Annotated in this window: 22 protein-coding genes and 1 pseudogene; 16 read left to right on the forward strand and 7 right to left on the reverse strand. The window is 66.9% G+C overall.

Going from position 1 to position 25,957, the window contains the following annotated elements; all coding sequences use genetic code 11:
• Window positions 1-31: 31 nt before the first annotated feature.
• On the reverse strand, window positions 32-946 hold the full coding sequence (locus AKI39_RS13505) for a LysR family transcriptional regulator (protein WP_066636796.1): 915 nt from the start codon (window positions 944-946) through the stop codon (window positions 32-34).
• Between the two features lie 265 nt (window positions 947-1,211).
• Here AKI39_RS13505 and AKI39_RS13510 point away from each other — a divergent pair, with 265 nt between their 5' ends.
• The 3 genes from AKI39_RS13510 (at window position 1,212) to AKI39_RS13520 (ending at window position 5,187) form a co-directional block, all read left to right on the forward strand.
• Window positions 1,212-2,174, forward strand: coding sequence for a Bug family tripartite tricarboxylate transporter substrate binding protein (locus tag AKI39_RS13510; RefSeq protein WP_066636800.1), 963 nt, complete (start codon window positions 1,212-1,214; stop codon window positions 2,172-2,174).
• A gap of 78 nt (window positions 2,175-2,252) precedes the next feature.
• Window positions 2,253-3,338, forward strand: a complete 1,086-nt coding sequence (locus tag AKI39_RS13515) for a mandelate racemase/muconate lactonizing enzyme family protein (protein ID WP_066636803.1) — start codon at window positions 2,253-2,255, stop codon at window positions 3,336-3,338.
• Window positions 3,339-3,627: 289 nt separating this feature from the next.
• Window positions 3,628-5,187 (forward strand): ABC transporter substrate-binding protein, encoded by a 1,560-nt coding sequence (locus AKI39_RS13520; protein ID WP_066636806.1) that lies wholly within the window; start codon window positions 3,628-3,630, stop codon window positions 5,185-5,187.
• Between the two features lie 83 nt (window positions 5,188-5,270).
• Here the strand turns inward: AKI39_RS13520 and AKI39_RS13525 are convergent, their stop codons facing one another.
• On the reverse strand, window positions 5,271-6,185 hold the full coding sequence (locus tag AKI39_RS13525) for a LysR substrate-binding domain-containing protein (protein ID WP_066636809.1): 915 nt from the start codon (window positions 6,183-6,185) through the stop codon (window positions 5,271-5,273).
• An 83-nt stretch (window positions 6,186-6,268) separates the two neighbouring features.
• Here AKI39_RS13525 and AKI39_RS13530 point away from each other — a divergent pair, with 83 nt between their 5' ends.
• Genes AKI39_RS13530 through AKI39_RS13565 form a run of 8 tightly spaced genes read left to right on the forward strand, consistent with a single transcriptional unit; the run spans window position 6,269 to window position 14,165 of the window.
• A complete protein-coding gene (locus AKI39_RS13530) occupies window positions 6,269-7,396 on the forward strand; it encodes an NAD(P)/FAD-dependent oxidoreductase (RefSeq protein WP_066636812.1) in 1,128 nt (375 codons plus the stop codon).
• Window positions 7,377-7,673 carry a (2Fe-2S)-binding protein gene (locus AKI39_RS13535; RefSeq protein ID WP_066636814.1) on the forward strand — a complete coding sequence of 99 codons (297 nt, stop codon included), beginning with the start codon at window positions 7,377-7,379 and terminating at the stop codon, window positions 7,671-7,673. The genes AKI39_RS13530 and AKI39_RS13535 overlap by 20 nt, the downstream gene beginning before the upstream one ends.
• On the forward strand, window positions 7,670-9,070 hold the full coding sequence (locus AKI39_RS13540; protein WP_066636817.1) for an NAD(P)/FAD-dependent oxidoreductase: 1,401 nt from the start codon (window positions 7,670-7,672) through the stop codon (window positions 9,068-9,070). The genes AKI39_RS13535 and AKI39_RS13540 overlap by 4 nt, the downstream gene beginning before the upstream one ends.
• Window positions 9,067-10,302, forward strand: coding sequence for an NAD(P)/FAD-dependent oxidoreductase (locus AKI39_RS13545; protein WP_083228840.1), 1,236 nt, complete (start codon window positions 9,067-9,069; stop codon window positions 10,300-10,302). Before AKI39_RS13540 ends, AKI39_RS13545 begins: the two co-directional genes overlap by 4 nt.
• A complete protein-coding gene (locus AKI39_RS13550; RefSeq protein ID WP_066636819.1) occupies window positions 10,299-11,240 on the forward strand; it encodes an ABC transporter permease in 942 nt (313 codons plus the stop codon). Before AKI39_RS13545 ends, AKI39_RS13550 begins: the two co-directional genes overlap by 4 nt.
• The gene (locus AKI39_RS13555; RefSeq protein ID WP_066636822.1) at window positions 11,237-12,115 is read left to right on the forward strand and encodes an ABC transporter permease; all 879 of its coding nucleotides are present in this window, start codon (window positions 11,237-11,239) and stop codon (window positions 12,113-12,115) included. Before AKI39_RS13550 ends, AKI39_RS13555 begins: the two co-directional genes overlap by 4 nt.
• Window positions 12,112-13,104: an ABC transporter ATP-binding protein gene (locus AKI39_RS13560; protein WP_066636824.1), complete on the forward strand. Its 993-nt coding sequence runs from the start codon at window positions 12,112-12,114 to the stop codon at window positions 13,102-13,104. The genes AKI39_RS13555 and AKI39_RS13560 overlap by 4 nt, the downstream gene beginning before the upstream one ends.
• Complete coding sequence (locus AKI39_RS13565; protein ID WP_083228841.1) at window positions 13,101-14,165, forward strand: ABC transporter ATP-binding protein; 1,065 nt, start codon at window positions 13,101-13,103, stop codon at window positions 14,163-14,165. The genes AKI39_RS13560 and AKI39_RS13565 overlap by 4 nt, the downstream gene beginning before the upstream one ends.
• 11 nt (window positions 14,166-14,176) lie before the next feature.
• Here AKI39_RS13565 and AKI39_RS13570 read toward each other — a convergent pair whose 3' ends face one another.
• Entirely contained in the window at window positions 14,177-14,824 is a 648-nt protein-coding gene (locus AKI39_RS13570) for an IclR family transcriptional regulator (RefSeq protein ID WP_066636826.1), read from the reverse strand.
• A gap of 104 nt (window positions 14,825-14,928) precedes the next feature.
• On the opposite strand from AKI39_RS13570, the gene AKI39_RS13575 reads away from it, so the two are divergent.
• The 4 genes from AKI39_RS13575 to AKI39_RS13590 all read left to right on the forward strand — a co-directional run bounded on the left by AKI39_RS13575 (window position 14,929) and on the right by AKI39_RS13590 (window position 21,511).
• Complete coding sequence (locus AKI39_RS13575) at window positions 14,929-16,980, forward strand: hydantoinase/oxoprolinase family protein (RefSeq protein ID WP_066636834.1); 2,052 nt, start codon at window positions 14,929-14,931, stop codon at window positions 16,978-16,980.
• On the forward strand, window positions 16,977-18,986 hold the full coding sequence (locus tag AKI39_RS13580) for a hydantoinase B/oxoprolinase family protein (RefSeq protein ID WP_066636836.1): 2,010 nt from the start codon (window positions 16,977-16,979) through the stop codon (window positions 18,984-18,986). Before AKI39_RS13575 ends, AKI39_RS13580 begins: the two co-directional genes overlap by 4 nt.
• A gap of 35 nt (window positions 18,987-19,021) precedes the next feature.
• Window positions 19,022-20,356 (forward strand): NAD(P)/FAD-dependent oxidoreductase, encoded by a 1,335-nt coding sequence (locus AKI39_RS13585; RefSeq protein ID WP_066636839.1) that lies wholly within the window; start codon window positions 19,022-19,024, stop codon window positions 20,354-20,356.
• Between the two features lie 162 nt (window positions 20,357-20,518).
• Window positions 20,519-21,511, forward strand: coding sequence for a Bug family tripartite tricarboxylate transporter substrate binding protein (locus tag AKI39_RS13590; protein ID WP_066636842.1), 993 nt, complete (start codon window positions 20,519-20,521; stop codon window positions 21,509-21,511).
• A 309-nt stretch (window positions 21,512-21,820) separates the two neighbouring features.
• On the opposite strand, the gene AKI39_RS13595 is transcribed toward AKI39_RS13590, so the two are convergent.
• From AKI39_RS13595 to AKI39_RS13605, 3 genes and pseudogenes are all read right to left on the reverse strand, one after another.
• Window positions 21,821-22,267, reverse strand: a complete 447-nt coding sequence (locus tag AKI39_RS13595) for a hypothetical protein (protein WP_066636845.1) — start codon at window positions 22,265-22,267, stop codon at window positions 21,821-21,823.
• Window positions 22,257-23,276: an AraC family transcriptional regulator gene (locus AKI39_RS13600; protein ID WP_066642944.1), complete on the reverse strand. Its 1,020-nt coding sequence runs from the start codon at window positions 23,274-23,276 to the stop codon at window positions 22,257-22,259. Before AKI39_RS13600 ends, AKI39_RS13595 begins: the two co-directional genes overlap by 11 nt.
• Before the next feature lie 316 nt (window positions 23,277-23,592).
• A pseudogene (locus AKI39_RS13605) lies at window positions 23,593-24,402 on the reverse strand (isocitrate lyase/PEP mutase family protein); the annotation flags it as partial.
• A 266-nt stretch (window positions 24,403-24,668) separates the two neighbouring features.
• Here AKI39_RS13605 and AKI39_RS13610 point away from each other — a divergent pair.
• Window positions 24,669-25,217: a DUF1003 domain-containing protein gene (locus tag AKI39_RS13610; protein ID WP_235610646.1), complete on the forward strand. Its 549-nt coding sequence runs from the start codon at window positions 24,669-24,671 to the stop codon at window positions 25,215-25,217.
• On the opposite strand, the gene AKI39_RS24925 is transcribed toward AKI39_RS13610, so the two are convergent.
• Window positions 25,206-25,736, reverse strand: coding sequence for an MOSC domain-containing protein (locus tag AKI39_RS24925; RefSeq protein WP_076879698.1), 531 nt, complete (start codon window positions 25,734-25,736; stop codon window positions 25,206-25,208). The genes AKI39_RS13610 and AKI39_RS24925 overlap by 12 nt on opposite strands.
• Between the last annotated feature and the right edge of the window lie 221 nt (window positions 25,737-25,957).

Consider the following 25,957-nt stretch of genomic DNA (forward strand, 5'->3'; position numbering starts at 1 on the left):
AGGCCACGACTCCAGCACTCCCCTCTTGTCTTCATGTAGCGCCAACGCCGGATCGCGGGCCATCCGCCGGATAGAGTTCGTGCACCACCTGCACGAAGTCCCGCACCAGCCGCGTTTCCGGCCGCGCTTTCGGCGTGGCCAGCACCAGCCGGTTCCGTATCGCCGGCGGCCCGATCTGCGCCGTCTGCAGACGCAGGCGATTGCCGTCGTGCAGCAGCATGCTGGCCGGCACCGCGGTATAGCCCAGGCCGTCGCCGACGAGCTTGAGCAGCGTCAAGACCACCCCGGCCTCCGCGACGATGTTCAATTGCACGCCGCGCGGCGCCAGCACCGAATCGACCTGCGAGCGCATGGCGTTCGCGCGGCCCGGCAGCACCATGGGGTAGCCGGCAAGCGCGGCCAGCGACACCCGCTTGGGCAGCGGCGGCGCGCTGGCGGGGCCCACCAGCAGGAAGGCTTCCCGCGTCAGCGTGCGATAGGCCAGCTGGGGCGAAGGCGGCGGGTCGTACAGCAGCGCGACATCCAGCCGCCCTTCGATCAGCAGTTCGCGCAGGTGCAGGCTGATGCCTTCAGAAATGGAGACGATGGCGCGCGGCAGGCGCTGCCGCATCTTCGACACCATCGGCGACGCCATGGACAGCGCGACCTGCGACGGCAGGCCGACCGCAAGCCGGCCGGACGGGTTCAGGTGCAGGTCGCGCAGGTCCTCGCGCGCCTTGCGCGCGGAATTCAGCATCGCGCGCGCATGCACCAGCAGGGCGGCGCCGGCCTCCGTGGGGACCGCGCCGCGGCCGGTGCGCGCCAGCAGGCGCTGGCCCACGTCCGCTTCCAGCAGCGCGACCTGGTGGCTGAGCGTGGATTGCACCAGGTTCAGCGCGATGGCCGCCCGCGTGAAGCTTTTCGCGTCGGCGACCGCCACGAAATAGGTCAGTTGTCGTAGATCCATGGGAGTACGTCGCGCCCAGCCCGAAGGTGCCGCCCACGGCCGCAGCCGCGCCCCCCCGGAACGGGCGGCGGACGGCCGGCCGGCGAGTGTGCCGGGGCGATCGAGATCAAGCATAGCTGATATCGAAGAACGCCCCCCGCGCCGCCGCGCCGATGACGACATAATCCCTCCGCCCTTGCCGCGCCCCGGGGCGGCGAAATCACACGAAACAAGACACGCGCGACAAGAGCCCGGCCGCAGTCCGGGCAGATCGAGAGGAGCAATCATGCGCTTTCTGCTTGCCATCCTGATGGCGCTTTTCACCACGGCCGCGGCCGCAGCCGATGCCTACCCTAATCGTCCCGTGACCATCGTCGTGCCGTATACGGCGGGCGGCGGCGTGGACACCGTCACGCGGATACTGGCGCCGCTGCTGTCCCAGCGCCTGGGCCAGCCCGTGCTGATCGAAAACCGCGCCGGCGTGTCCGGCATGGTGGGTTCGCAAATGGTCGCGCGCGCCAAGCCGGACGGCTATACGCTGCTGGCCGGCAACACGACCACCAACGTCTCCAACCTGTTCGTCTACAAGCAATTGCCCTATGACCCGCGCAAGGACTTCACGCCCATCGTCATGGTGGACCGCGGGCCCTGCGTGCTGGTGGTGCCGCCGGACAGCAAGTTCAATTCCGTGCAGGACATCATCGGTGAACTGAAGTCGCAGCCGCCCGATACGCTGGATTACGGCACCAGTGGAAATGGCAGTTTCCACCATATGTCGGCCGCCTTGTTCATGAGCATGACGCACACCCACATGCGGCAGATCGCCTACAAGGGCAGCCCCAACGTAATGACCGACCTGATGGGCAAGCGACTGGACATGGCCTTCGAGGTCATCCCCGTGGCCGAACCTCTGATCAAGGCAGGCCGCCTGAAGGCGCTGGCCGTGACCAGCAAGACGGAAATGACCGCCCTGCCCGGCGTGCGTCCGGTCGCGGACCTGGGTCTGCCTGGTTTCGAGATGGTCGCCTGGAAAGGGATATTCGCGCCGGCCGGCACGCCGGCGCCCATCGCCGACCGGCTGGGCCGCGAGCTATCGGCCATCGTTCGCATGCCGGACGTGCAAAAGCGCCTGGAGGCCCTGGGCGTGATCGCGGATGGCCGCCGCAACGAGGAATTCGGCAAGGTGGTGCAGTCGGATATCGCCTACTGGGGCCCCATCCTGCACGATGCCGGCGTCGTCCCTGAATAGTCTCGCGATGTGCGCCGGCGCCCTTCGCAGCGTCCCGCTCGCGCCCACCCCATACGCCTGGAACAACCGCAGCGATCCATGAAAATTACCCAACTGAATCTGCAAGTCGTCAGCGTCCCGCTGCCTGCACCCATCCCCAGCGCACGCATCGTGATCAAGACGGCGGACTGCGTGCTGGTCACGCTGCAAACCGACGAGGGCGCGACGGGCGAAGGCCTGGTGTTCACGCTGAACGGCCACCGCCTGGCCGTCCTGCACGAGACCCTGCGCAGCCTGGAGCCGCTGGTGCTGGGCCTGGATCCCGGCATGAGCGGCGCCTTCTGGTCGCGCGCCTGGTCGGATATCGCCTTTCTGGGGCATCGCGGCGCGACCGTGGTCGGCTTGTCGGGCATCGACATGGCGCTCTGGGATTTGCGCGGCAAGCAGGCGGGATTGAATGTCGGCCGCCTGATTGGCGCCTGCCGCGACACGCTGCCCATCTACCGCAGCGGCAGCCTGCGGCTATCGTCCTCCATCGATCAACTGCAGGCGCAAGCCGCGGGTTTCGTGAAGGAGGGATATCGGGCCATGAAGATGTCGCTGGGCAAGCCCGCCATCCAGGAAGACGTGGACCGCGTACGGGCCGTGCGCGAGGCCATCGGACCGGGCGTAAAGCTGATGGCCGACTGCAATCAGCAGTTCACGCCCGATCGCGCGATCCGGCTGGGACGTCGGCTGGAAGAGTTCGAACTGGGCTGGATCGAAGAGCCGGTGCCCTATCATGACCACGCCGGCGAGGCCGCCGTCGCGGCGGCGCTGGATACGCCCGTGGCCAGCGGCGAGAGCGAATACGCGCGCTTCGGCATGATGGACATGCTGCAGCGCAAGTCCGCCGATATCCTGATGCCGGACCTCCAGCGCATGGGAGGCCCCACGGAGTTCCTGAAGGTGGCGCATGTGGCCGAAGTGTTCAACACGCCGATCTCGCCTCACCTGTTCACCGAAATGAGCCTGTCGCTGGCCGCCGCCCTGCCCAACGCCTTGATGGTCGAACACATGCCGTGGTTCGCCCCGCTGTACAGCGAGCAAATCGAGCTGGATGCCGATGGCAACGTCAAGGTGCCCACGGCGCCCGGCTGGGGCTATGCGTTCGACCGGGAGGCGGTGGCGCGGTTCGCGGTTTGAAATCGAGCCGAAAAAGGCGCTTCTGGCCGCCCTGTCACAGGCGGCCCCGACCGGCCGGTCCCGCCCCTTTTCACGGCGCGTCACCGGGTTTTTTGTAACGGCGACGGCTCAGTACTAACCATTACAGGCGGATGAGCCCGTGCCGCGCCTCCCAGGCAGCGGCGGGTCCGCCCATACAAGCCTATAACCCAGGGGAATACCTTTAGTCACGGACAGACTTTGACGCTATGGCCCGTCCAGGTCTACCTTGCGACCGTCGCGACACCGCATGCGGCCTCCAAGGGGAACCATGAAACGTCCTGCACTGCCTGTCCTCGCCATCGCCCTGCTCGCCCTCGGCGCCACCGCCCACACGCCGGCGCGCGCCGCCGACCGCCCTGAACTACGCATCAGTTCCGGCGCCGCCGACAACGCCACCCTGGACCCGCATCGCGCCACGTCCACCGTGGACAAGGGCGTCGTCTCGGAGATGTTCGGCGCCCTGGTGCGATTCCCGCCCGGCAGCGCCGACCCGAAAGCGCTGGAGCCGGACCTGGCCACGCGCTGGGAGGCGTCGCCCGACAGCAAGACCTGGACCTTCCACCTGCGCCAAGGCGTGCAATTCCACGGGGGCTATGGCGAGCTGAAGGCCGAGGACGTGGTCTATTCCCTGCAACGCGCCGCCGACCCCAAGCGATCCAGTTTCGCGTCCACCTTCGACGTGGTGGACAAGGTGGAAGCGCTGGACGACTACACCGTCCGCATCACCCTGAAGTATCCGGACGCCGCCTTCCTGGGACGGGTGTCCAACTACCACGGCGGCAATATCGTCAGCAAGAAGGCCGCCGAAAAACTGGGCGATAAGTTCGGCGCCGGCCCGATCGGCACCGGTCCCTATGCCTTCGCCGAACATGTCACCCAGCAATACGTCAAGCTGGTGGCCAACGACGCGTACTTCCGCGGTAAACCGAAGGTCGGCGCCATCGTCTACCGCATGATCCCGTCGGACAGCGCGCGCGAACTGGCGTTCACCTCCGGCGAGATCGACATCATGCAGGGCAAGCGCGAACAGCGCTGGGTGGAGCGTTCCGCCAAGCGCGGCATGAAGGTCGACATTTTCGATCCCGCCGAATTCCGCACCCTGCACATCAACCGCACCATCAAGCCGCTGGACAACTTGAAGGTACGGCAGGCCATCGCCGCCGCGGTCAACGTCGACGAGATCGTGCGCTACGCCGGCAAGGACGTGGCCGACAAGGGCTGTTCCGTGGTGCCCAACGGCTACCTGGGCGAGGACTGCAGCGCCGGCGCCTATGCCTACGACGTCGCCAAGGCCAAGAAGCTGCTGGCCGAAGCCGGCTTTCCCAACGGCATCGAAATCAAGTCCGTGGTGTCGAATATCTCCGCGCAGCAGCCCATCATGGAGATCGTCCAGGCCCAGCTGGCCAAGGCCGGCATCAAGCTGGACATGGAAGTGGTCGATCATGCCACCTACCAAGCCAAGAGCAGGAAGGACCAGAGCGCCCTGGTGTTCTATGGCGCCGCGCGTTTTCCCAATGCCGACGCCTACCTGAGCGAGTTCTACGATTCGTCCGCCGCCATCGGTGCGCCGGCGGCGCAATCCAACTTTTCCCACTGCGCCGTGGCCGACGACGATATCCGCGCCGCGCGCAAGGAGCCGGATGCCAAGAAGCAGCTGGCCCTGTGGAAGGACGCCCAGGTCAAGATTCACGACGACGTCTGCGCCATTCCGCTGTTCGGGCTGAAGCAGGTCTGGGCGCACGGCAACGGTGTGGATTACGGCTACACCCTGAAGGGCGCGCTGAACCTGCAGCCGCCGGTCACGGAGGCCACGACGGTCAAGCGTTGAGCGGACAACGGAAACGGGCGCGCAAGCAAAGCCGGCCGCAGGACAGCTGGAACGGACACCGAGGCAAAGCCGGCAGCGCCGGCCTAGCCCTTGCGCAGATCGCGCGGAACCTGCGCCGCCAGGATGCGGGCTTCCTCGACGAAGGTCTCCACCAGGCCGGCATTGCGCGACGCCTGCATCCGGCAGAGCTGGAAGTGGAACTGCATGTCAGGCTCGAAGCGCCGCAGCACCAGGCGATTTTGAAACCCATCGGCAAAAAGCGGATGAATCAAGGACACACCCAGGCCCGCCGCCACGAATTCGCAGGCAGTCGGCGCCGTATTGGTATCCAGCACGACGTTCAGCTGGGCCTCGGCCTGCCTGAAGGCGGCCTGTGCCAGCTGGTGCGTCTGGCTGTCCGCGCCGAAGGCGATGAACGGCAGGCCCGACAGGTCGCGCGGCCGGATCACGCGCTTGCGGGTCAGCTCGTGGTTCACGGGCATGGCGCACATCAGCGCATGCTGGAACATCGGTTCGCGATCGATATAGGGATTGTCCACGCGGCTGCCCACCAGCGCCACGTCGATCTGCCGCGTCGCCAGCCAGTCCGCCAGGAATTGCGAACCGCGCGTCTGGATATGGACGCGCACGTCGGGATGTTGACGCAGGAAATTCATGGTCACGCGGCGGATGAAGGAGCCCGACAGCGCCGGCAACACGCCCACGAAGAGCGTGCGCTGTTCGTCGCGGCGGATCGAATCCACCGCTTGTTCCACCTGCCGCAGGCCGGTAAAGATGCGATCGACCTCTTCGTACAGCCGCATGCCATGCGGCGTGACCGCCAGCTTGCCGCGGACGCGGTCGAACAGATGCAGGCCGGTTTCGGCTTCCAGGTGCGCCAGCAGCTTGCTGACGGCGGGCTGCGACACGCCGAGCACGGTCGCCGCCTGGCTGACCGTGCCATGTTCGATCACCGCCTTGAACGCTTCGATCTGCCGCAGATTCAGCGTTTGCGCCATTCCTGTTCCCCTATAACCCGGTGGAAACCATCACGGGCCCATCCGCCCGCGGGTTATAGCTTAACCGCCCCGGGAGAGACGGCATGAATCGCGACCATGACTTCATCGTCGCCGGCGCGGGCATGGTGGGATCGGCCATCGCCATGGGCCTGGCCGGCGCGGGCAGGCGCGTCCTGATGCTGGACGGCGCCGACACCGACTATCGCGCCGCGAAGGCCAATTTCGGGCTGGTCTGGGTGCAGGGCAAGGGCTACGGCAATGTGCCCTATCAACGGCTGTCGCACGAAGCGGCGCGGCTGTGGCCGGATTTCGCGCGGGATCTCGAACGGGAAACAGGCATCGCGCTGCACTACGAAAACGGCGGCGGCCTGCATTTCTGCGTGGGCGCGGCGGAATTCGAGGACCGCGCCACACGCATGCGGCAATGGGACGCCAACACGCCGGAACTGCCGGATAGCATCGAAATGCTGGACCGTGGCGCCCTGGTGCGCCGCTTTCCCATGCTGCGGCTGGGCGACGCGGTGTCCGGTGCCAGCTTCTGCGGCCGGGATGCCCACGTCAATCCGCTGCGGCTGCTTGCCGCCCTGCAGGCCGCGTTCCTGCGCCGCGGCGGCGTGCTGCTGAGCCGCCGCCCCGTGGAAAACATCGAGCCGCGGGCCGGCGGCGGCTTCGTGGTCCACGCCGGCGCCGATCGGTATGCGGCCGCGAACGTGGTGCTTGCGGCGGGACTGGGCACGCGCGCACTGGGCGGCATGGTCGGGCTGGACGTGCCGCTGCGCCCGCAACGCGGCCAGATCCTGGTCACCGAGCGCCTGGCCCCGCTGCTGCCCGTGCCCGCCAGCGGCGTGCGGCAAACCGGCGAAGGCACGGTGATGATCGGCCTGACGCAGGAAGACGTCGGCTACGACCTGAACACCACCGCCGCCGCCGCCGCGCGCATGAGCCGCAAGGCGCTGCGCGTGCTGCCCGACCTTGCCGGCGCGCGCCTGGTGCGCCAGTGGTCGTGCCTACGCGTCATGACTCCCGACGGCCGCCCGGTGTACGCCGGGTCGGCCCAGTATCCCGGCGCGTGGACCGCGCTTTGTCATTCCGGCGTCACGCTGGCCTCCTTCCATGCCGGGCCCCTGGCCCGTGCGCTGGAGGGCGGCGCGCTGCCGGCCACTCTGGATGCTTTTCACCATGAGCGCTTCGATGTTTCGCAAGCTGCATGAACCCGGCGCGCACGCGCTGAAGGTATACATAGACGGCGACGCTGTCTGGGCGGAGCCCGGCGAGACCGTGGCCGCCGTGCTGCTGCGCCAGGAAACCCCCGCCACCCGCACCACGCCCGTGCAGGAAAGCCCGCGCGCGCCCTACTGCATGATGGGGGTGTGCTTCGACTGCCTGGCCATCGTCGATGGCGTGGCGTCGACACAGACCTGCCTGGTCACGGTGCGCGACGGCATGCAGGTACAGCGCCAGTTCGGCAAGCGGAGCGTGCTGCCATGATCCGTGAATTCGACGCCGTCATCGTCGGCGCCGGCCCGGCCGGCATGAGCGCGGCCATCCGCCTGCGCGCGCACGGCATGAATGTGCTGGTGGTGGACGAACAGCCGGCCCCGGGCGGACAGATCTGGCGCGCCGTGGAAACAGTGGCCGCCACGCCGGTGGGCGACCTGCTGGGCGACGAATACCGCGCGGGCGCCGCGTTGGCCGAGGCCTTCCGCCGCTGCGGCGCCGTCTACGAACCCGGCACGCAGGTCTGGCAGGTCGAGCCGGACTGGCATGTGTACATGACGCGCGCCGGCCGCGCGGAGGTCGTGCGCGCCGCCCAGGTGCTGCTGGCGACCGGCGCTCAGGAACGCCCCAATCCCTTTCCCGGGTGGACGCTGCCGGGCGTGCTGACCGTGGGCGCCGCGCAGATCCTGCTGAAGACCTCGCGCCAGGTGCCGGCGCAGCCGGTCTGGGTCGCGGGCAGCGGGCCGCTGGTGCTGCTGTACATGGCGCAGCTGCTGCGCGCGGGCGGACGCATCGCCGGTTGGCTGGACACCTCGCCGGCGGACGGCTGGCGCCGCGCCCTGCCCTACCTGGTCGACGCGCTGCGGCGCGCCGGTGAAATCGGCAAGGGCCTGGGCTGGCTGCGCGAGCTGCGCCGGGCCGGCGTGCGGCGCATCCGCGGCGTGCGCGGCTTCCGGGCGCTGGGCGAAGGCCGGCTGCAGCAGATCGAATACACCACGCGGGACGGGCGCACCCTACGCGCCGACGCGCACGTGCTGCTGGCGCACGAGGGCGTGGTGCCCTCCATCCACATGACGCGCGCGCTCGAATGCGAGCATGCCTGGAATGACGCCCAAGCCTGCCTGGCGCCCGTGCTGGACGCCTGGGGCCAGACCAGCCGCGCGGGCGTCTACGTGGCCGGCGATGGCGCCGGCATCGGCGGCGCGACCGCGGCCACCGCGCGCGGCGAGATCGCGGCGCTGGGCATGGTGCTGCACGCCGGCAGGATGGAACCGGCCAAGGCCGCGTCGACCGCCGAGCCGCTGCGCCGTGCGCTGGCCGACATGCTGCGCCTGCGCCCCATGCTGGACGCCATGTATCCGCCCCGCCCCGGCGTTTTCGCGCCATCGGACGACACCATCGTGTGCCGCTGCGAGGAACTGACCGCCGGCGATATCCGCAAGGCGGCGGACCTGGGCCAGCCCGGTCCCAACCAGATCAAGTCCTTCACCCGCGCCGGCATGGGTCCCTGCCAGGGCCGCCAATGCGGCTACACCATCGCGCACATCCTGGCGGAAAAGCAGCGGCGTCCCGTGGCCGAGGTGGGCTTCTACCGTATCCGGCCGCCGCTCAAACCCCTGACGCTGGGCGAACTGGCCAGCCTGGACACGGGAGAGGACGTCAAATGAGCAACCGTGCCTACGATGCCATCGTCATCGGCGGCGGGCTGCATGGCCTGTCGGCGGCGCTGCACCTTGCGCGCGGCGGCGCACGCGTGATCGTCGTGGAAAAACACTGGGTCGGCCGCCATGCGTCCGGCGCCACCGCGGCGGGCGTGCGCACGCTGAATCGCGACCTGGGCGAACTAGACCTGTCGCTGGAAGCCATGGACATGTGGCACGACATGGCCGCCCTGGTGGGCGACGACTGCGGCTTCCATGCGAACGGCCAGGTGTGCGTGGCGGAGACCCCCGCGGCGCTGGAGCGCCTGCAGGCGCGCGTCGACGGCCTGCGCGCGGCCGGCTACCGCCATGAGGAGATCATCGGCCCGGACGAATTGCGCCGCATCCTGCCCGAGCTGAGCACGCATTGCGTGGGCGCCTCCATCGCGCGCCGCGACGGCGCGGCCGATCCGCATCGCGCGCTGCGCGCCTTCCGCGCCAGCGCCTTGCAGGCCGGCGTGGAACTGATCGAACATTGCGGCGTCACGGCCATCGAACGGCGAGGCGCGGATTGGCAGGTCGTCGGCGACGGCGGCCGCGCGTGGACGGCGCCGGCCGTGGTCAATGCGGCGGGCGCGTGGTCGGCGCGCATCGCCGCGCTGGTCGGCGACGAGATTCCCCTGGCAACGAAATCGTCGATGATGATGGTCAGCGAGCGGCTGCGCCCCTTCATCAAGCCGGTGGTGTCCATCATGGGGCGCTCGCTGTCGTTCAAGCAGTCGGACCAGGGCACGCTCGTTATCGGCGGCGGCCTGCAGGGGATACCCGACCTGGACAAGGAAACCTCCACGGCGCGCATGCGCATACTCGCCAAAGGCGCGAAGGCATCCACGGATCTGTTCCCCGCCGTGCGCGACATCCGCATCGTGCGCGTATGGGCAGGCCTGGAGGCCAAGACGGAAGACCTGCTGCCGGTGGTGTGCCCGTCGCCCCATGCACCGGGCATCTTTCATGCCTTCGGGTTTTCCGGGCACGGTTTCGAACTGGTGCCCGTGGTGGGCGCCGCCATGGCGGACCTGGTGCTGCGCGGGCAGACCGCGCGTGCCATCCAGAACCTGGACGCGCGCAGGCTGATGGCGGGCGCGCCCAAGGATGCCGGTACGCCGTGGGTGGTGGGCGCGCCGCGCGACGCGCCGCATACCGTGGAGCCATCCGTGCAAGGGACCGCGCAGCGCACGGTGCAAGGAACCCCATCATGACGCGCTACGCCGTCAAGCGCCTGCTGCTGGCGATCCCCACCCTGCTGGCGATGCTGACGGCGGTGTTCGTGCTGGTGCGGCTGGTGCCGGGCGATCCGGCGGCCGTCATGCTGGGCGACCAGGCCAGCGCCGCGGCGCTGGCGGCCTTGCGCGAACGGCTGGGCCTGGACCTGCCGGTGCAGGTGCAATACCTGAACTTCCTGCGGGATATGCTGTCCGGCAACTTCGGTGTATCGATGGCCAGCGGCCGCACCGTCCTGCAGGAAGTGGCGCTGGTGCTGCCCTGGACGCTGCAGCTGACGGCCGCCGCCATCCTCATCGGCGTGCTGTTCGGCCTGCCGCTGGGCATGTGGGCAGCCCTGCGCCGCAACGCATGGCCGGATTACCTGGGCCGCGTGCTGTCGTTGACAGGCCTGTCCTTTCCCGCCTTCGTATCGGCCATCCTGATGCTGCTGGCCTTCTCCATCGAACTGCAATGGTTCCCGGTGATCGGCAGCACGGTGTCGGGCAATTGGAACGCGCAGCTGCGCGCGCTGGTCCTGCCCGCCTTCAACCTGGGATTGATCATGACTGCCTACGTCATGCGCGTCACCCGCTCGTCCATGCTGGGCGTGATGGGCGAGGACTACGTGCGCACGGCACGCGCCAAGGGCGTGCGCCCGCTGCGGCTGGTGCTGCGCCACGGGCTGCGCAACGCCTTGATCCCCATCGTCACCGTCGTGGGGCTCTATTTCGGCACGCTCATCGGCAATTCGGTGCTGACCGAGATCGTCTTCAACCGGCCCGGCCTGGGCAAGCTGATCCTGGGCGCGCTGAACACGCGGGACTACACGCTGCTGCAGGGCCTGATGGTGGTCTTCGCCGCCTGCGTCATCCTCGTCAATCTGCTGACCGACCTGGTGTATGGATTGGTCGATCCCCGGGTGAAATACAAATGAGCGCCGTCACCGCCCCCGCTCCTGCCGCCGCCCGGCCCAATGCGCTGTGGCTCGCCCTGCGCCGCAACCGCCTGTCCTGGGTCGGCATCGGCCTGCTGCTGCTGATCGCGCTGGTGGCGCTGCTGGCGCCATGGCTCGCGCCGCACGATCCGCTGCAGCAGAACATCGCCTATCGCCTGGACCCGCCGTCCGCGGAATTCTGGCTGGGCACGGACAGCTACGGCCGCGACGTGCTGTCGCGCCTGATCTACGGGGCCCGCGTCTCGCTGCTGGTGGGCTTCGTCGCCATCCTGATCGCCATGAGCATCGGCGCGTCGCTGGGCATCCTGGCCGGCTACGTCGGCGGCCTGCTCGACCAGCTGATCATGGGGCTGGTCGACGTACTGCTGTCCTTTCCGACGCTGCTGCTGGGCCTGATGGTGGCGGCGATGCTGGGCGCCAGCCTGGAAAACCTCATCATCGCCATCGCCATCACGGAAATCGCGCCCTTCGTTCGGGTCGCGCGCGCGCCCACCATCGCCTTGAAGCAGCGCGACTTCGTCGAGGCTGGCCGCGCCCTGGGCTACGGCCCGCTGCGGCTGATGGGCGTGCACATCCTGCCCAACATGATCTCCGACGTGGTGGTACTGGGTTCGCTGTGGATGGCATCGGCCATCCGCACCGAGGCCTCCCTGAGCTTTATCGGGCTGGGCGTGCCGCCGCCCGCCGCCACCTGGGGCGGCATGATCCGCGAGGGCTTCGAGAACATCCTGGACGCCTGGTGGCTGACCGTCTTTCCCAGCGTCGCGATCCTGCTGACGGTGCTGGCGCTGAACCTGCTGGGCGACGCGCTGCGCGACGCCATCGATCCCAAGCTGCGCTCGGAGCACGCATGACGACGACGGACGCCGTTCTGGAGCTGCGCGACCTGCGCACGGAATTCCGCATCGGGGGCGCCTGGCACGCGGCCGTGCGCGACGTCTCGCTATGGGTGAACAGGAACGAAACGCTGGCGGTGGTGGGCGAATCTGGCAGCGGCAAGAGCGTGACCGCGCTGTCCATCCTGCGCCTGCTGCCGTCCACCGGCGCGCGGCACGGCGGCGGCCAGGTGCTGCTGGAAGGCCGGGACCTGGCCGTCCTGCCGGAGAAGGACATGGCGCGCCTGCGCGGCGATGCCATCGCCATGATCTTCCAGGAGCCGATGACCTCCCTGAATCCCACCATGACCGTGGGCGACCAGATTGCCGAGGCCATCCGCCAGCACCGCCGCATGTCGTGGCGCGAAGCGCGCACGCTGGCCCTGCAAGCGCTGGAAGAGGTGAAGATTCCCGCCGCGGCCAGCCGCTACGGGGACTATCCGCACCAGTTTTCCGGCGGCATGCGCCAGCGCGTGATGATCGCCATGGCGCTGGCCTGCAAGCCCAAGGTGCTGCTGGCCGACGAGCCCACCACCGCGCTGGACGTGACCATCCAGGCGCAGATCCTGAGCCTGCTGGCCGAGCTGAAAACGGCGCGCGGCATGGCGGTGGTGTTCATCACGCACAACCTGGGGGTGGTGGCGCAGATCGCCGACCGCGTGGCGGTCATGTACGCCGGCGAGATCGTCGAAACCGCCGACGTCGACACGCTGTTCGCACGGCCCACGCACCCCTACACCGAGGCATTGCTGCGCGCCATGCCGCGCGTGGACGCCGACGCCGAGGCGCTGGCACCGATCGCCGGCAGCGTGCCGGCGATCACCGCCATCCCGCCCGGCTGCGCGTACGCGCCGCGCTGCCCGCTGCGGCAACCGCGCTGCGAAACCATGCACCCCACGCTGGAAGCCGTCGACGGATCGCACCAGGTGCGCTGCCTGGTGCGCGCGCCATCGAAAGGACAATCATGAACGGCACGAATGCGCCTGCGCCCAACGGCGCGGCTTCGGTTGAGCGAAACGGCGCGGCGTCGCCGTTGCAATCCGGCGCGGCGCCACTTCTGCAAGTGCGCGGCCTGGTCAAGCAATTCCCCAGCGGCGGCGGCTGGCTGGGCGGCCGCAAGCAGATCGTCCATGCGGTCAACGGCGTGTCCTTCGACGTCGGACGCGGCCAATCGCTGGGACTCGTCGGCGAGTCCGGCTGCGGCAAATCCACCGTGGCGCGCATGCTGCTGCGCCTGATCGAACCGGACGCGGGCAACATCCGCTTCGAAGGCCAGGATCTGGCCGCCGCCGGCGCCGCGGAACTGCGCGCGCTGCGCCGGCGCATGCAAATCGTCTTCCAGGATCCCTACGCATCGCTGAACCCCCGCCTGACCGTGCGGCAGGCGCTGTCCGAACCGCTGCGCGTGCATCGCCTGGGTGATGCCGCCAAGATCGACGCCAAGGTATCGCGCACCCTCCAGGAAGTCGGACTGCCGCTGTCCGCGCTGGACCGCTATCCGCACGAGTTTTCCGGCGGACAGCGCCAGCGCATCGGCATCGCGCGCGCCCTGGTGCTGGATCCGCAATTGATCGTCGCCGACGAACCGGTATCCGCGCTGGATGTGTCGGTGCAGGCGCAGATCCTGCAGCTGCTGGAACGCCTGAAGCGCGAACGCGGCCTGTCTTTCGTGTTCGTCTCGCACGACCTCGGGGTGGTCCGGCATTTCTGCGATACGGTGTGCGTGATGTACCTGGGCCGCGTCATCGAACAGGGTCCGACGCGCCAGGTGCTTGATGCGCCCCAGCACCCCTACAGCCGGGTGCTGCGCGATTCATCGCCCGTGCCCGATCCGCGCGCCCGCATCACGCTGGCAAGGATCAGCGGCGAAATTCCCGCCCCCACCAATCTGCCGTCCGGATGCACTTTCCATCCGCGCTGCGTTTACGCACGCCCGGATTGCGCCACGCGGATACCGGAGCTGACTCACCGCGCGGGCGCCATGGACCGGGCTGTCGCCTGTTTCTATCCGCTGGTCTCGCCGGAATGAAGCGCTAAGACTCACACCTCGCCCAAGCGCATCAAGCGCCGGATCTGCTCGCGCTCCGTGCGCAAGCCGGCGACCAGTTCGGTCTCTATCCGCGCCATCGGATACTCATCGTCGTTCACCGACAAGCCCAGCGAAAGACTGCGCGACGGCCCCTTGAACAGGGGAATACCCACCGTCGTGACCTTCCGGTCCGGATACCGCGCGATGGCCCATTCGTCCTCCGGCAGATCCAGCGCCGAATACAAGGCGCTGCCGCGCGGCAGCGAACTGCCCACGCGCAGGTTGACCACCACGATCTTGCGCCGTTCCTGATCGGAACTGGCGCGGGCGATGATGATGACCTCGTCCCGGCTTTTTTCGCCGATATTCACCGTGCCGTTGCACCGGCTGGCCAACTCCTGCAGCGACGATTGGATGAATTCGTTCACCCCCGTATTGGCCAGCGCCGCGAAGCCGATCTCCAGCAACTGGGGCGTCAACGACCACAGCGTGCCTTCCTTGCGCACGTAGCCTTCCCCCTGCAGCGTATTCAACAGCCGCAGCACCGTGGAGTGCGGCAGATCCACCGCCTTGGACAGGGCAGTTAGGGATTGCCCGGGGCCGCTGCGAAAACCGCGCAGGATCGCTAGACACCTCTGGACCGACCGATTATCATTCATTTGACCACTACATGAAATCATTGTTCATCTAGTGAACATTCTAGCCGGCTTCCCGCCCACCGCGCAAGCCGGCCAGGTGTTCCGCAACGCAGGCCGGGGGCAGCATGGGCTACAGGGTAGGCGTCGATATCGGCGGCTCTTTCACGGACTTCGCCGTCTTCGATGAAGACAGCGGGGAAATCAAAAGTCTCAAGGTCTTCTCCCGCCCGGACCAGCCCGGCGAGGAAGTCATCGCCGGGATACGCATGCTGGGCGAACGCTATGGCATCCAGCCGGACCAGATCAGCTATTTCACGCACGGCACCACGGTGGGCATCAACACCGTCATCCAGCGCAAGGGCCTGAAGCTGGCCTTGTTCGCCACCGAGAATTTCTGCGATGTGCTGGAATTGGCGCGCCTGAAAACGCCCGACATGTACCACCTGCTGTCGCGACGGCCGGAACCGCTGATCAAGCGCAGCATGGTCTTCGGCATCGCCGAGCGCATGGCGCCGGATGGTTCGGTGCGCACGCCGCTGGACGAGCAAAGCGTGGGGCGCGCCGTGCAGGCGGCCCGCGATGCCGGCGCCGAAGGCATCGTGATATCGCTGCTGCATGCCTACCGCAATCCCGCGCACGAGCTGCGCGTGAAGGAAATCGTCGGCGCCTTAGCCCCGGACCTGCCGGTGTCGTGCTCCAGCGAGACCTGGCCCATCATCCGCGAGTATGAACGCACCATCACCGCCGTCATCGGCGGCTATGTGCAGCCGCGCGTCGCCCACTACCTCGGTTCCTTGCAGAGCGCCTTGAAGGACGCCGGCGTGCGGCCCGAGCCACGCCTGACCAAATCCAACGGCGGCGTCATGACCGCCGAACAAGGCAAGCGCGACTGCGTGCAGATGATCCTGTCCGGCACGGCGGCGGGCGTGATCGGCGCCAGCCACGTCGCCGCCACCGCGGGCATCCCGCGCTGCCTGAGCCTGGACATCGGCGGCACCAGCGCGGACATCGCCGTCATCATGGACGGCAAGCCACAGTACGGCGTCGGCGAGCTGATCGGCGATTTCCAGATCCATATTCCTTCGGTGTCGGTATCGTCGGTCGGTGAAGGCGGGGGCTCCATTGCCTGGGTCGACCCGCTAGGCGTGCTCAAGGTCGGTCCGGAAAGCGCCGGCTCGCGGCCCGGTCCGGCCTGCTACCGGCGCGGCGGCACGCGCGCCACCATTACCGATGCCTTCGTCTGCTGCGGCCTGGTGGGCCATTCCGACCTGGGCTACCAGGCGGTGGAAGTGGACGCCGAAGCCTCGCGCAAGGCAGTCGGCGAACTGGCCGCTCAGCTGGGCCGCGGCATCGAGGAAACCGCGGAAGCCATCATCCAGATCGCCGTGTCGGGCATGTATACGGAAGTCAGCGGCCTGGTGTCGCGCTATGGCATCGATCCGCGCGAGTATGCGGTGCTGGCCTTCGGCGGCGCCGGCCCCATGCTGGGCTGCTTCCTGGCGCGGGAAATCAAGGTCCAGGAAATCGTCGTGCCGCCTTCGCCCGGCACGCTCAGCGCGCTAGGCGGGTTGATCGCCGACTTGAAAAGCGACTTCCTGAAGACGGTCTACACCGACCTGACGCCCGCCAACCTGGACATCGTGCGCCAGGAATTCGCGGCGCTGCGCGAACGCGCGGACCAATGGCTGCGGGAGGAACAAGGACACATCGACGATGCCGAGTACGTGTATTCCGCGGAAATGCGCTACCGCGGGCAATCCTATGAAATCGACACCGTGCTGGACCCGGCGCAGGTGGCGTCGGGCGACGTGCGCGCGGTGGGCCAGGCCTTCCACGACATGCACCGCCGCCTGTATGGCCACGCCGACGAACGCGCGCCCGTACAGATCGTCAGTCTGCGCGTGGTGATTTCCGGCAACAACGACAAGCCCGGCTTTCCCCGCCACGAGCCGCGCCCCGGCACACCGGTGCCGGAGCGCGCCGTGCGCGTGTGGCTGGACGGCGGTTTCCGCGACGTGGACCTGTACAGCCGCAACGCGCTGAGCGCGGGCCAGCGCTTCAGCGGCCCGGCCATCGTCACCCAGGACGACTGCACCACCGTGATACCCGCCGACCATGTCTGCCGTGTCGACGACTACGCCAATCTGCGCATCACTTTCGAAGGAGCCGCGTCGTGACCGTGGACAACTTCCGCCTGCAGGTGCTCGCCAACCACTGCACCGCCGCCGCCGAGGCCATGGGCTATACGCTCATGCGTACCGCCTATTCCACCTTCGTCAAGGAAACCGAGGACTTCTCCGCCCAGCTGATGACGCCGGCCGGCAAGACCTTCGCCTCGCCCAAGACCTTCGGCGCGACCTGGTACACCGGCCTGGACTATGGCCGCGTGATCCAGATGTTCGACGACTACCGCGAGGGCGACATCTACCTGACCAACGATCCCTACAGCGGCTATGTCGCCACCCACACGCCCGACATGCACGTGTGGAAGCCGGTGTTCCGCGACGGCCGGCTGGTCTGCTTCGTGGGCAGCCACATCCATAACACCGACATGGGAGGCGCGGTGCCGGCATCCCTGTCGCGCACACTCACCGAGGTGCACCAGGAAGGATTGCGCATTCCGCCCATGCTGCTGATGCGCGACGGCGTGATCGACGACAAACTGCTGCGCATCATGCAGGTCAACGTGCGCATGCCGGACCAGAACCACGGCGACCTGAACGCGCAGATCGCCGCCTTGAACGTCGGCGAGCGCAAGGTGCACGAGATCATCGACCGCTTCGGCGTGGACGAATTCATGCAGGGCGCCGAGGCCATCCTGGACTACGCGGAACAGCAGACGCGCGCGCTGATCCGCGACATTCCCGACGGCGACTACGAATTCTCCGAATACGCCGACGAGGATGCCGTGGGGGGCTATCCCTGCCGCATCCACATCACGCTGCGCGTGCGCGGCGATGAACTGGAAATGGACTTCACCGGAAGCGATCCGCAGGTGGCCTCGTCGCTGAACGTGCCGACGGGCGGCGATGGCCATCATTCCGTCATCACGGTCGGGCTGATCTATGTCATGCATACGCTGGCGCCGCGCAACGTGCTGAACGCCGGCTCGGTGCGCCCCATGCGCGCCGTGCTGCCCGAAGGCTCGATCGTCAATCCGCAGGCGCCGGCCGCGGTGGGCATGCGCAGCCTGACGGCGGCCGTGATCCAGGCCTGCACCTTCGGTGTCTTCAACCGCGCCCTGCCCGACCGCCTGCCTGCCTGCCCCGCCGGCGGCTCCACCCTGCTGAACGTCAAGACCGCCACGCGCGGCGGCCGCCAGGTGCTGTCCTCCATCGGCCCTTGCGGCGGTGGGGGGGGCGGCGGGCCGGAGTACGACGGCGTCGAGGGCTGCGGCGCGAACAGCGCCTTCCTGAAGAACACGCCGGTGGAAATCAACGAGGCGGAAGTGCCCATCGAAGTCATCCGCTACGGCCTGGTACCGGACACCGGCGGCGCCGGCCGGCTGCGCGGCGGCAACGCCGCCACGATGGAATTCAAGCTGCTGGCGCCCAACGGCGTGGTCACCGCGCGCAACCGCAACCGCTCCGAACTGGCGGCCTGGGGCGTCGTGGGCGGCAAGGCCGGCGCGAACTCGCGCTTCATCAAGAACCCGGACGGCCCCGCGCCGGAGGAACTGCGCAACAGCGACCTGGTGAATTGCGCGCCCGGCGACGTGATCCGCCTGCAAGGCCCGGCCGGCGGCGGCTATGGCGATCCCCACGAGCGCCCGGTCGAAAAAGTGCTGGAGGACGTGCGCTGCGGCTTCGTGTCGCGCCAGCGCGCACGCGACGCCTATGGCGTGGTGCTGCGCGAGGACCTGTCGGTGGACGAGGCCGCGACGCGCGCGCTGCGCGCGGGCGGCCGGCGCCAACCGGACCACTTCGACTACGGCCCCGGGCGATCCCGCTTCGAAAGCATCTGGACGGCGGCCCGCTACGACGCCATGACGCGCATCATGGCCGCGCTACCCATCAGCTGGCGCCATTTCGTCAAGCACCAGATGTTCGCTGCCCTGGCCGGCACGGAGCCGCCCCAGGACGGCGGGGCGCAGGACATCGAACGCATCTACCGCCAGCTCACCGAACGCTACGCGGACCTGCCCGCGTTCGACGCCATCGCCGGACACCCGGCGGCGGCCTGAGGCCCGCGGCCGCGTTCCGGATTCAGGAGCATCGCATGGCATCTTCCGCGGACATCTTCGCGCCCGGCTTCCAGAGCCGCCCCTACTGGTGGGAAGCCTACGAGCCGCCCGAACCGGGCGAGGACGCCCTGCCGCGCCACGCCGACGTGGTGATCGTGGGCGGCGGCTACACCGGCGTCTGCTGCGCCCTGACGCTGCGCGAGGCCGGCATCGACGCCGTGGTGCTGGAAGCCGGCCGTCCGGGCCAGGGCGCCAGCACGCGGTCCGGCGGGCAAATGTCGGGCGGCGTGAACGTGCAGAAAAAGGCGCTGGCCGCCGTCGGCGAAAGCCCCGAACAGCGCGAGACGCGCCTGGCGGCCCGGCTGCGCGACGCGGCCGCGTCCATGCGCTATGTCGAATCGCTGATCGAGCGCCACCGCATCGACTGCGGCTGGCAGAAGACCGGACGGCTCACCACCATGTGGCTGCCCCAGCACTACGAAAGCTGGAAGCACCGCATGGACCAGCTCAACGCCTGCACCGGCTCGAACGCCCGCATGATTCCGCCGGAGGAATTGGGACGGGAGATCGGGTCCACCGTCTATCACGGCGCGGCCCTGATCGAGCAGGCCGGGCATCTGCACCCGGCGCGGCTGTACGGCGGCATGCTGGCCGCGGCCCGCGCGGCCGGCGCCCGTGTGCAGGGCAACACGCGCGTGCGCGCCATCGAACGCACCACGGGGGGCCATGAGGTGCACACCACGCGCGGCACGATACGCGCGCAGCAGGTGGTGATCGCGACCAACGGCTACACCGGTCCGGACCTGGGCGACCTACACCGCAAGGTCGTGCCCATCGCCACCTACATGATCGCCACCGAGGAGCTGCCGCCTGATCTGGCGGCCAGCATCCTGCCCACCAACCGCGCCGTGTCCGAATCGCGCCGCGTGGTCAATCACTACCGCCTCTCGCCCGACGGCCGCCGCCTGCTGTTCGGCGGCCGCGCACGCTTCACCCCGGCCAGCGAGGATACGACGGCCCGGCTGTTGTATCGCGCCATGCTCAAGCGCTTTCCGCAGCTGGCCGGCACGCGCATCACCCACAGCTGGGGCGGCAACGTCGCGATGACGCTGGACGCCATGCCGCACATCGGGGGTTCGGACGGCCTGCATTACGCCCTGGGCTGCAACGGCAGCGGCGTGGCCATGATGAGCTACCTGGGACACAGCGTGGGCCGCAAAATCGCCCTGCGGTCCCGGGATCCGATCAACGCTTTCGACATGGGGGAGATTCCCGGGCATCCTTTCTACTTCGGCAACACCTGGTTCCTGTTTGCCATCGGCAGCTGGTACCAGGCGCGCGATGCCTACGATCATTGGCGTGCCCGCTAAGCCGCGGGCCGCTGGCCGACGCATCCAGCATTGCTGAACCCGGGCTGTCCGCGCACCCGCGCGCCGGCCGACTCTGTGCTTGCACCGTCCGATGCGGACCCTGGCGTGGTGCCCGGGCCGTGAACAAGGGATCGGACGTGGACAAAACCGTTGGAGCGATCCATGAATATGCAGCGACGCAATGCCTTGAGAGTCCTGACCGGCGTGTGCGGGGCGGCCGCCCTGCCCCGGTACGCGCTGGCGCAGCCGGCGGCGTATCCCGCCGGCCCCGTCACGGTCATCGTGCCCTATGGATCCGGCGGCAGCACCGACGTGATCGCCCGGCTGCTGGTCAACGATGTCAGCGAACGCCTGGGCGGCAAGTTCATCGTCGAGGACAAGCCCGGCGCGGCCGGCAATATCGGCACCCGCCAGGTGGCGGTCTCGCGTCCGGACGGCAGCACCCTGCTGTACTCGACGGCGACGCCGTTCTGCATCAATCCCTATGTGTACCGCACCTTGCCCTTCGATCCGGACAACGACTTCGCCGCCGTTTCGCGCACCGCGAAGCTGCCGCTGGTCCTGGTCGTCAACGCGGGGCTGGGCATCAAGGACGCGCACGCATTCGTGGACTACCTGCGCCAGCACCAGAAGGAAAGCAGCTTCAGTTCCTACGGCATCGGCACATCCAGCCATATCGCCGGCACCATCTTCACCAAGAAGATCGGCGCCCCTGGCGTGCTGCACGTCCCCTACAAGGACATGACAGCGATGTCGGACCTGGCGGCCGGCCGCAACACCTTCCACATCGACGCCTGGTCCGTCGTGGACCCGCTGGTCAAGGCCGGCAAGCTGGTGCCGCTGGCCGTTTCCAGCGCCGAACCCCTGCCCTGGGCCCCACAGCTGCCGACCATCGCGAGCGTGGTGAAAAGCGACTACGAGGTCGTTACCTGGCACGCGGTCTTCGCGCCGCGCAAGACGCCCACGGACGTCGTCGACCTGCTGAACCGCGAATTCCAGAAGACGATAGACAAGCCCATCGTCCAGAAGACCTATCGGGAACAGGGTTTCCTGACCTATCCGCCCGCCACGCCCAAGGAGATCGACGCGTTCGTCAAGGCGGACAAGGCACGCTGGAAGGCCTATGTGGAGGCGGCGGGCATTACGCCGTCATAGCCTGGGACCGGGTCGCGATCGCGCCACGCTTACGCGCGCGCGACCCGGCGCGCGCAAATGGGCGCTTGCGGCGCCTGATACCCCGTCAGCCGGCGTATAGATCCCACACGGGGTCCGAGTTGTCGTCCATGGTGCCGCGGATGAGCGTCGCGCCGCAGTCACGGCACACAAAGCGTGTTTGCGGTCGGACGACATCATGGTCGATGGCGATAGACGTCCGGGAAACATCAGTCCACGGCATCAACGCGGGGTGAGGAGCGACGTCGGCAGGCCGGTGACGCAGCTGCTCACATGCGGCGCAAGTGGCGCTCACGCGACGGCCGTCAATTGAAAATTCTTGCCATTCCATTGGCAAGCGTCGCCGGCACGCTTGCCTTCCAGGCATTGGTAGATTGGCGCCTGGGTGGATATTCCCAAATATGTGGTCCCTTGACAGACGAAGGGCGCGGTAGCCGCCCCCACGACGAACCAGCGGTCATTCAGCTGAATGACCGCGCCTGGCTCGACTTCGGTTTTTGGACCGAAATCGATTGCGCGGATCGCCGCGATCGCATCTTCGTAGCTATGCAGCGGGCATTCGAAGGCCTGCGCCACCTCGGCTTCGCTGAATCTCAGGGAGAACTCGCCGTGATCCCTCGCCTCGCTGTAGTCAGGCGAACTATCGTGCAGATAGTCCACATAGGATTGCTTGGCATAGGCCAGCTTCTCGGCTTCGAGGCCAAGCATGGTGCGCTTGAGCGCTGATTTATCGTTCATGTTGATTTCCATGTTCCGTTTCAGGGATTCTCTCGTTGCGGCGCTGGGCGCGATAGTCAGAAGGATAGACGCCGAAGGCAGCATGAAACGCCCTCAGGAAGCTGCTTCGGCTGGTATATCCCGCTAAACGCCCAATCTGATCGACAGAGAGATCGTTGGTGGTAAGCATCGACGCGGCCTGGCGCATCCGCAATTCCCGTAACACCGTCATCGGAGGCATCCCCAGTACGTCCGTGAACCTCGCCATAAAGGACGACCTGCTCATACAGGCGGTGCGGGCGAGGCTATGGACCGAATGTGGTGCGCCAGGATGTGCCGCCATATGGGAGAAGGCCCGCGCGATGCGTACGTCTCCCAACAAGGAAAAGCGTTCGGCCCACAAATTGATCGAGGTCAACGAACGTCTCAGTAATGCGATCAGCACCACCTTCAGCAGCGTCGCCGTCATGGCCCCCATGCCCACCTCCTGGTCGATGAGTTCCTGCAGCGCCGCCTGGAGCGTCCGATCAATGCGCTGCGCGCTGTCGAATTGCTCCACGATAGGGGTATCCAAGGTGCCGAACAGGTTCGCGGAGCGGCCATAGGAAGCCTGGAAGTAGCCACAGATCAACATCAGTTGTGGCTCGCCATCTCCGGCAATGAAGCGCCGAATCTCACCCGGCGGGAATGGCTTCCAGCGGCCATCGACCTGGTGGCCTACCTCGACATTGAGATCTCGTCGCGGTACTTCGATATGGAAATACTGACCCGGCGGCGTGATGACAAGCGTGTGGGGCGACAGCTCGATGGCGGGATGACCGTCCAGGACCATGCGGCCATGCCCGCCCAGGTTGTAATGGATACCCGGTGCAGGCGCACCTCCCAGATCCAGGCGCCAACCCGGACTCACCGAGCATTCGGTCAGCTGGACAAATTCCACACTCAATGCGGATAGCAGGCCATCCAGTCGCGCAGGCGCCATCCGCGCCATCGGCTGGTGTCCATGGGAGTGTGTCGCGTCCTTGTTCATGGAAACGTTCATCGACGAGCCCCGCGCGGCATCCACCATCGTTTCAACGCCCCAGGCCTGCTCATAGGGGCAACGGTGGCACGTTCGCGATCGCGATCGCACCGTCCGCGACATATTGGCAGAAGTTGGCTACCGGCATCGCGGCGACGCCCCTGGCTGTGCCGTCAGACCATGTGACGACCGCATCGACCGCAGTCGTTTCAACTTCGACCTTGCCCTTCGGGATCGTGAGCAACGGTCCATCTCCTTCGCGGTACTCCACTTTTCCGGTGATACTTGCCGGCTGCGCCGCCAGCCGACGTTCGCCGGTGACCTGGAAGTAGGTATTCAATTGACGGCCATTTGCCAATTCGCCAAAGCCGTTGAGCTCACCGCGCGCCAAGGCGGCCGCTGCCCGCATGAAGCCCCCCCACGCGGACCGTGCCAGAGCCGCTCCTACGCTGATGCGCCGCACTCCCAACCGGGCGATTTCCTGCAGTGTCAAGGTGCTATCCGATCCGATGAGAAGATTGACCGGCTTGCCACCCGCTGCAGCGACGACTGCCGCTATCTCCTGCGGCGTCGATATGCCAGGCGCATACAGAATGTCGGCCCCGGCTTCGGCGTAGGCCTTGATACGCGTCACCGTATCGGCCAGATCAGGACGTCCGATGAAGAAATTCTCGGCGCGGCCCACCAACAGTGTGTCGCCGCCCATCTCATCGATGCGGCTTCGCGCCACACGCAGGCGTTCGACGGCTTCATCGATCGAAAACAGTGGGGAATCTGCATCGACCCTGGAGTCCTCGATGGAAAGCGCGGCCACGCCTGTTTGCACCGCGCGGCAGACGTTTTCACCCAGTCCGTCCAGGTCATCGGCAAATCCGTTCTCGAAATCCGCGTTCACGGGCAGATCCGTAGCCCGGACGATATCTCGCATGCGCTGCAGGACCATCTGGCACGACGAGGTATTGTCCGCGCGTCCGTCGGACCAGGCAAAACCGGCGCTGGTTGTTGCCAATCCGTCGAATCCCAAGCCTTGCAGGAACCGGGCGCTGCCCACGTCCCATGCATTGGGCAGAATGAAACAGCCTTGCTCGTGCATGGCGCGGAACGCAGCCCGCTTATCGGCGGTGGTATGTGTCATGGAAATCTCCTGACCAAAGCGAGCGTTCCAGTGTAGAACGCGGATGCGATTCACAAATCCCAATGTTGTGTCCTATCGTCCAATTCAGGGCGCCATGCCATCCCGAATGGCGGCCCCCGCTGAATTCCCGGATCGCGAGCGATTCTGTGCTGAGAAGTCCGGAAAAGCTATCCTTGCGTCCAAATCGGCAATCGGCGCTTCCGTGCCTAAGCCGAAGCTCATAAAGTGCGTTGGCGACCAGGACAATGGTCCACGGATGGATAGACATGGAACAGACAGAACAGGAACTCCTCGCTGACTTGCGATTGCTTAGACGCTCCCTGCGCCCGGACGACGTGGAAGAATGCACGGTGAAAGAGCCGCTTACGCTGGGCCAGCGCGTGGCGGATGCCGTGGTCAGCGTCATGGGATCATGGACATTCATCATTGCCCAGTCACTCGTGCTCTTGGGCTGGATCGCGGCGAACCTGTTCGGTGCGATGCACCGCTGGGATCCTTACCCTTTTATCCTGCTCAATCTCGCGCTCTCTTTCCAAGCCGCTTACGCTGCGCCTTTCATCATGATGAGCCAGAACAGGCAGCAGGACATCGACAGAAAGGCCGCTGCGAACGACTATCGAATCAACATCAAGGCCGAGCTCGAAATAGAGCTTCTTCATGAAAAGATCGACCAGCTGCGTGCGCAGGAAGTCCTGCGACTGACCGAAGCGGTGACGCGTCTGACCGAGCTCTTGCAAGAGTCTAGAAAAGAGAGGCTCTCGGATCGGACGGATGAAACAGGCGAGGTTGCAGCGACTACGGGATCAGGTGTCTGATGCGGCGGACGCCTGGGGTTCGTCCGGCACGGCTTCGACAGAGTCTTCGACACGTACGAGACCGCTTTGGAGAACGCGCGCGGTGATTCCGCCGATGCCTCGCATCGCATTGTATCCACCCACGCCTAGATTCTCTTCCATTCTCGAACATGGATGACATTCCCCAGTCACTTCGAGTATGGCTTCACCGACGCGCAAGCGCCGCCCCTTGAGCGCGAGCAGATTGATGCCGCTGGTGACGATGTTGCGGCGCACCCAGCTGGGATCCACATGGTCTTTGCGTAAATAGCTGGCGACCGCCGCAAGATTCTCCGATTGGATCAGGGTCACTTGCCTGGGGCCCTCTGGATTGCGATAGTGATCGCCCAGGACGCCTCGGCCGGCTTCCAGGCGCACCTCGTTCACCGACAACGGCACTGCCCGGCGCTCCGGCCGAATGCCCATCCATACCACGCGACCTGGGCGCATGGGAGCGTTTATGAGGGCGCCCAGTAGCGAGCGCGGGTTGAATTGATTCATCGGCTTGGGGATTTACAGGTACGCCGGCCGAGTCTAACAGTGCCACGCCTGCATTGCCGCAAAAGCGGTTGGCCGGACGTACGCATCTGCACTTTCTGGACGCGCGGATACAAAAAATGGACGACCACGCCGCGGGGGCGCCGGAATTTATCGACGGGAAGGTGCAAACTAACGCCCGTAGCGCCATGGCATGCGCCTGATGCTCGCCTTACTTCATAGGA

Source organism: Bordetella sp. H567 (assembly GCF_001704295.1).
Taxonomy (GTDB): Bacteria; Pseudomonadota; Gammaproteobacteria; order Burkholderiales; family Burkholderiaceae_B; genus Bordetella_C.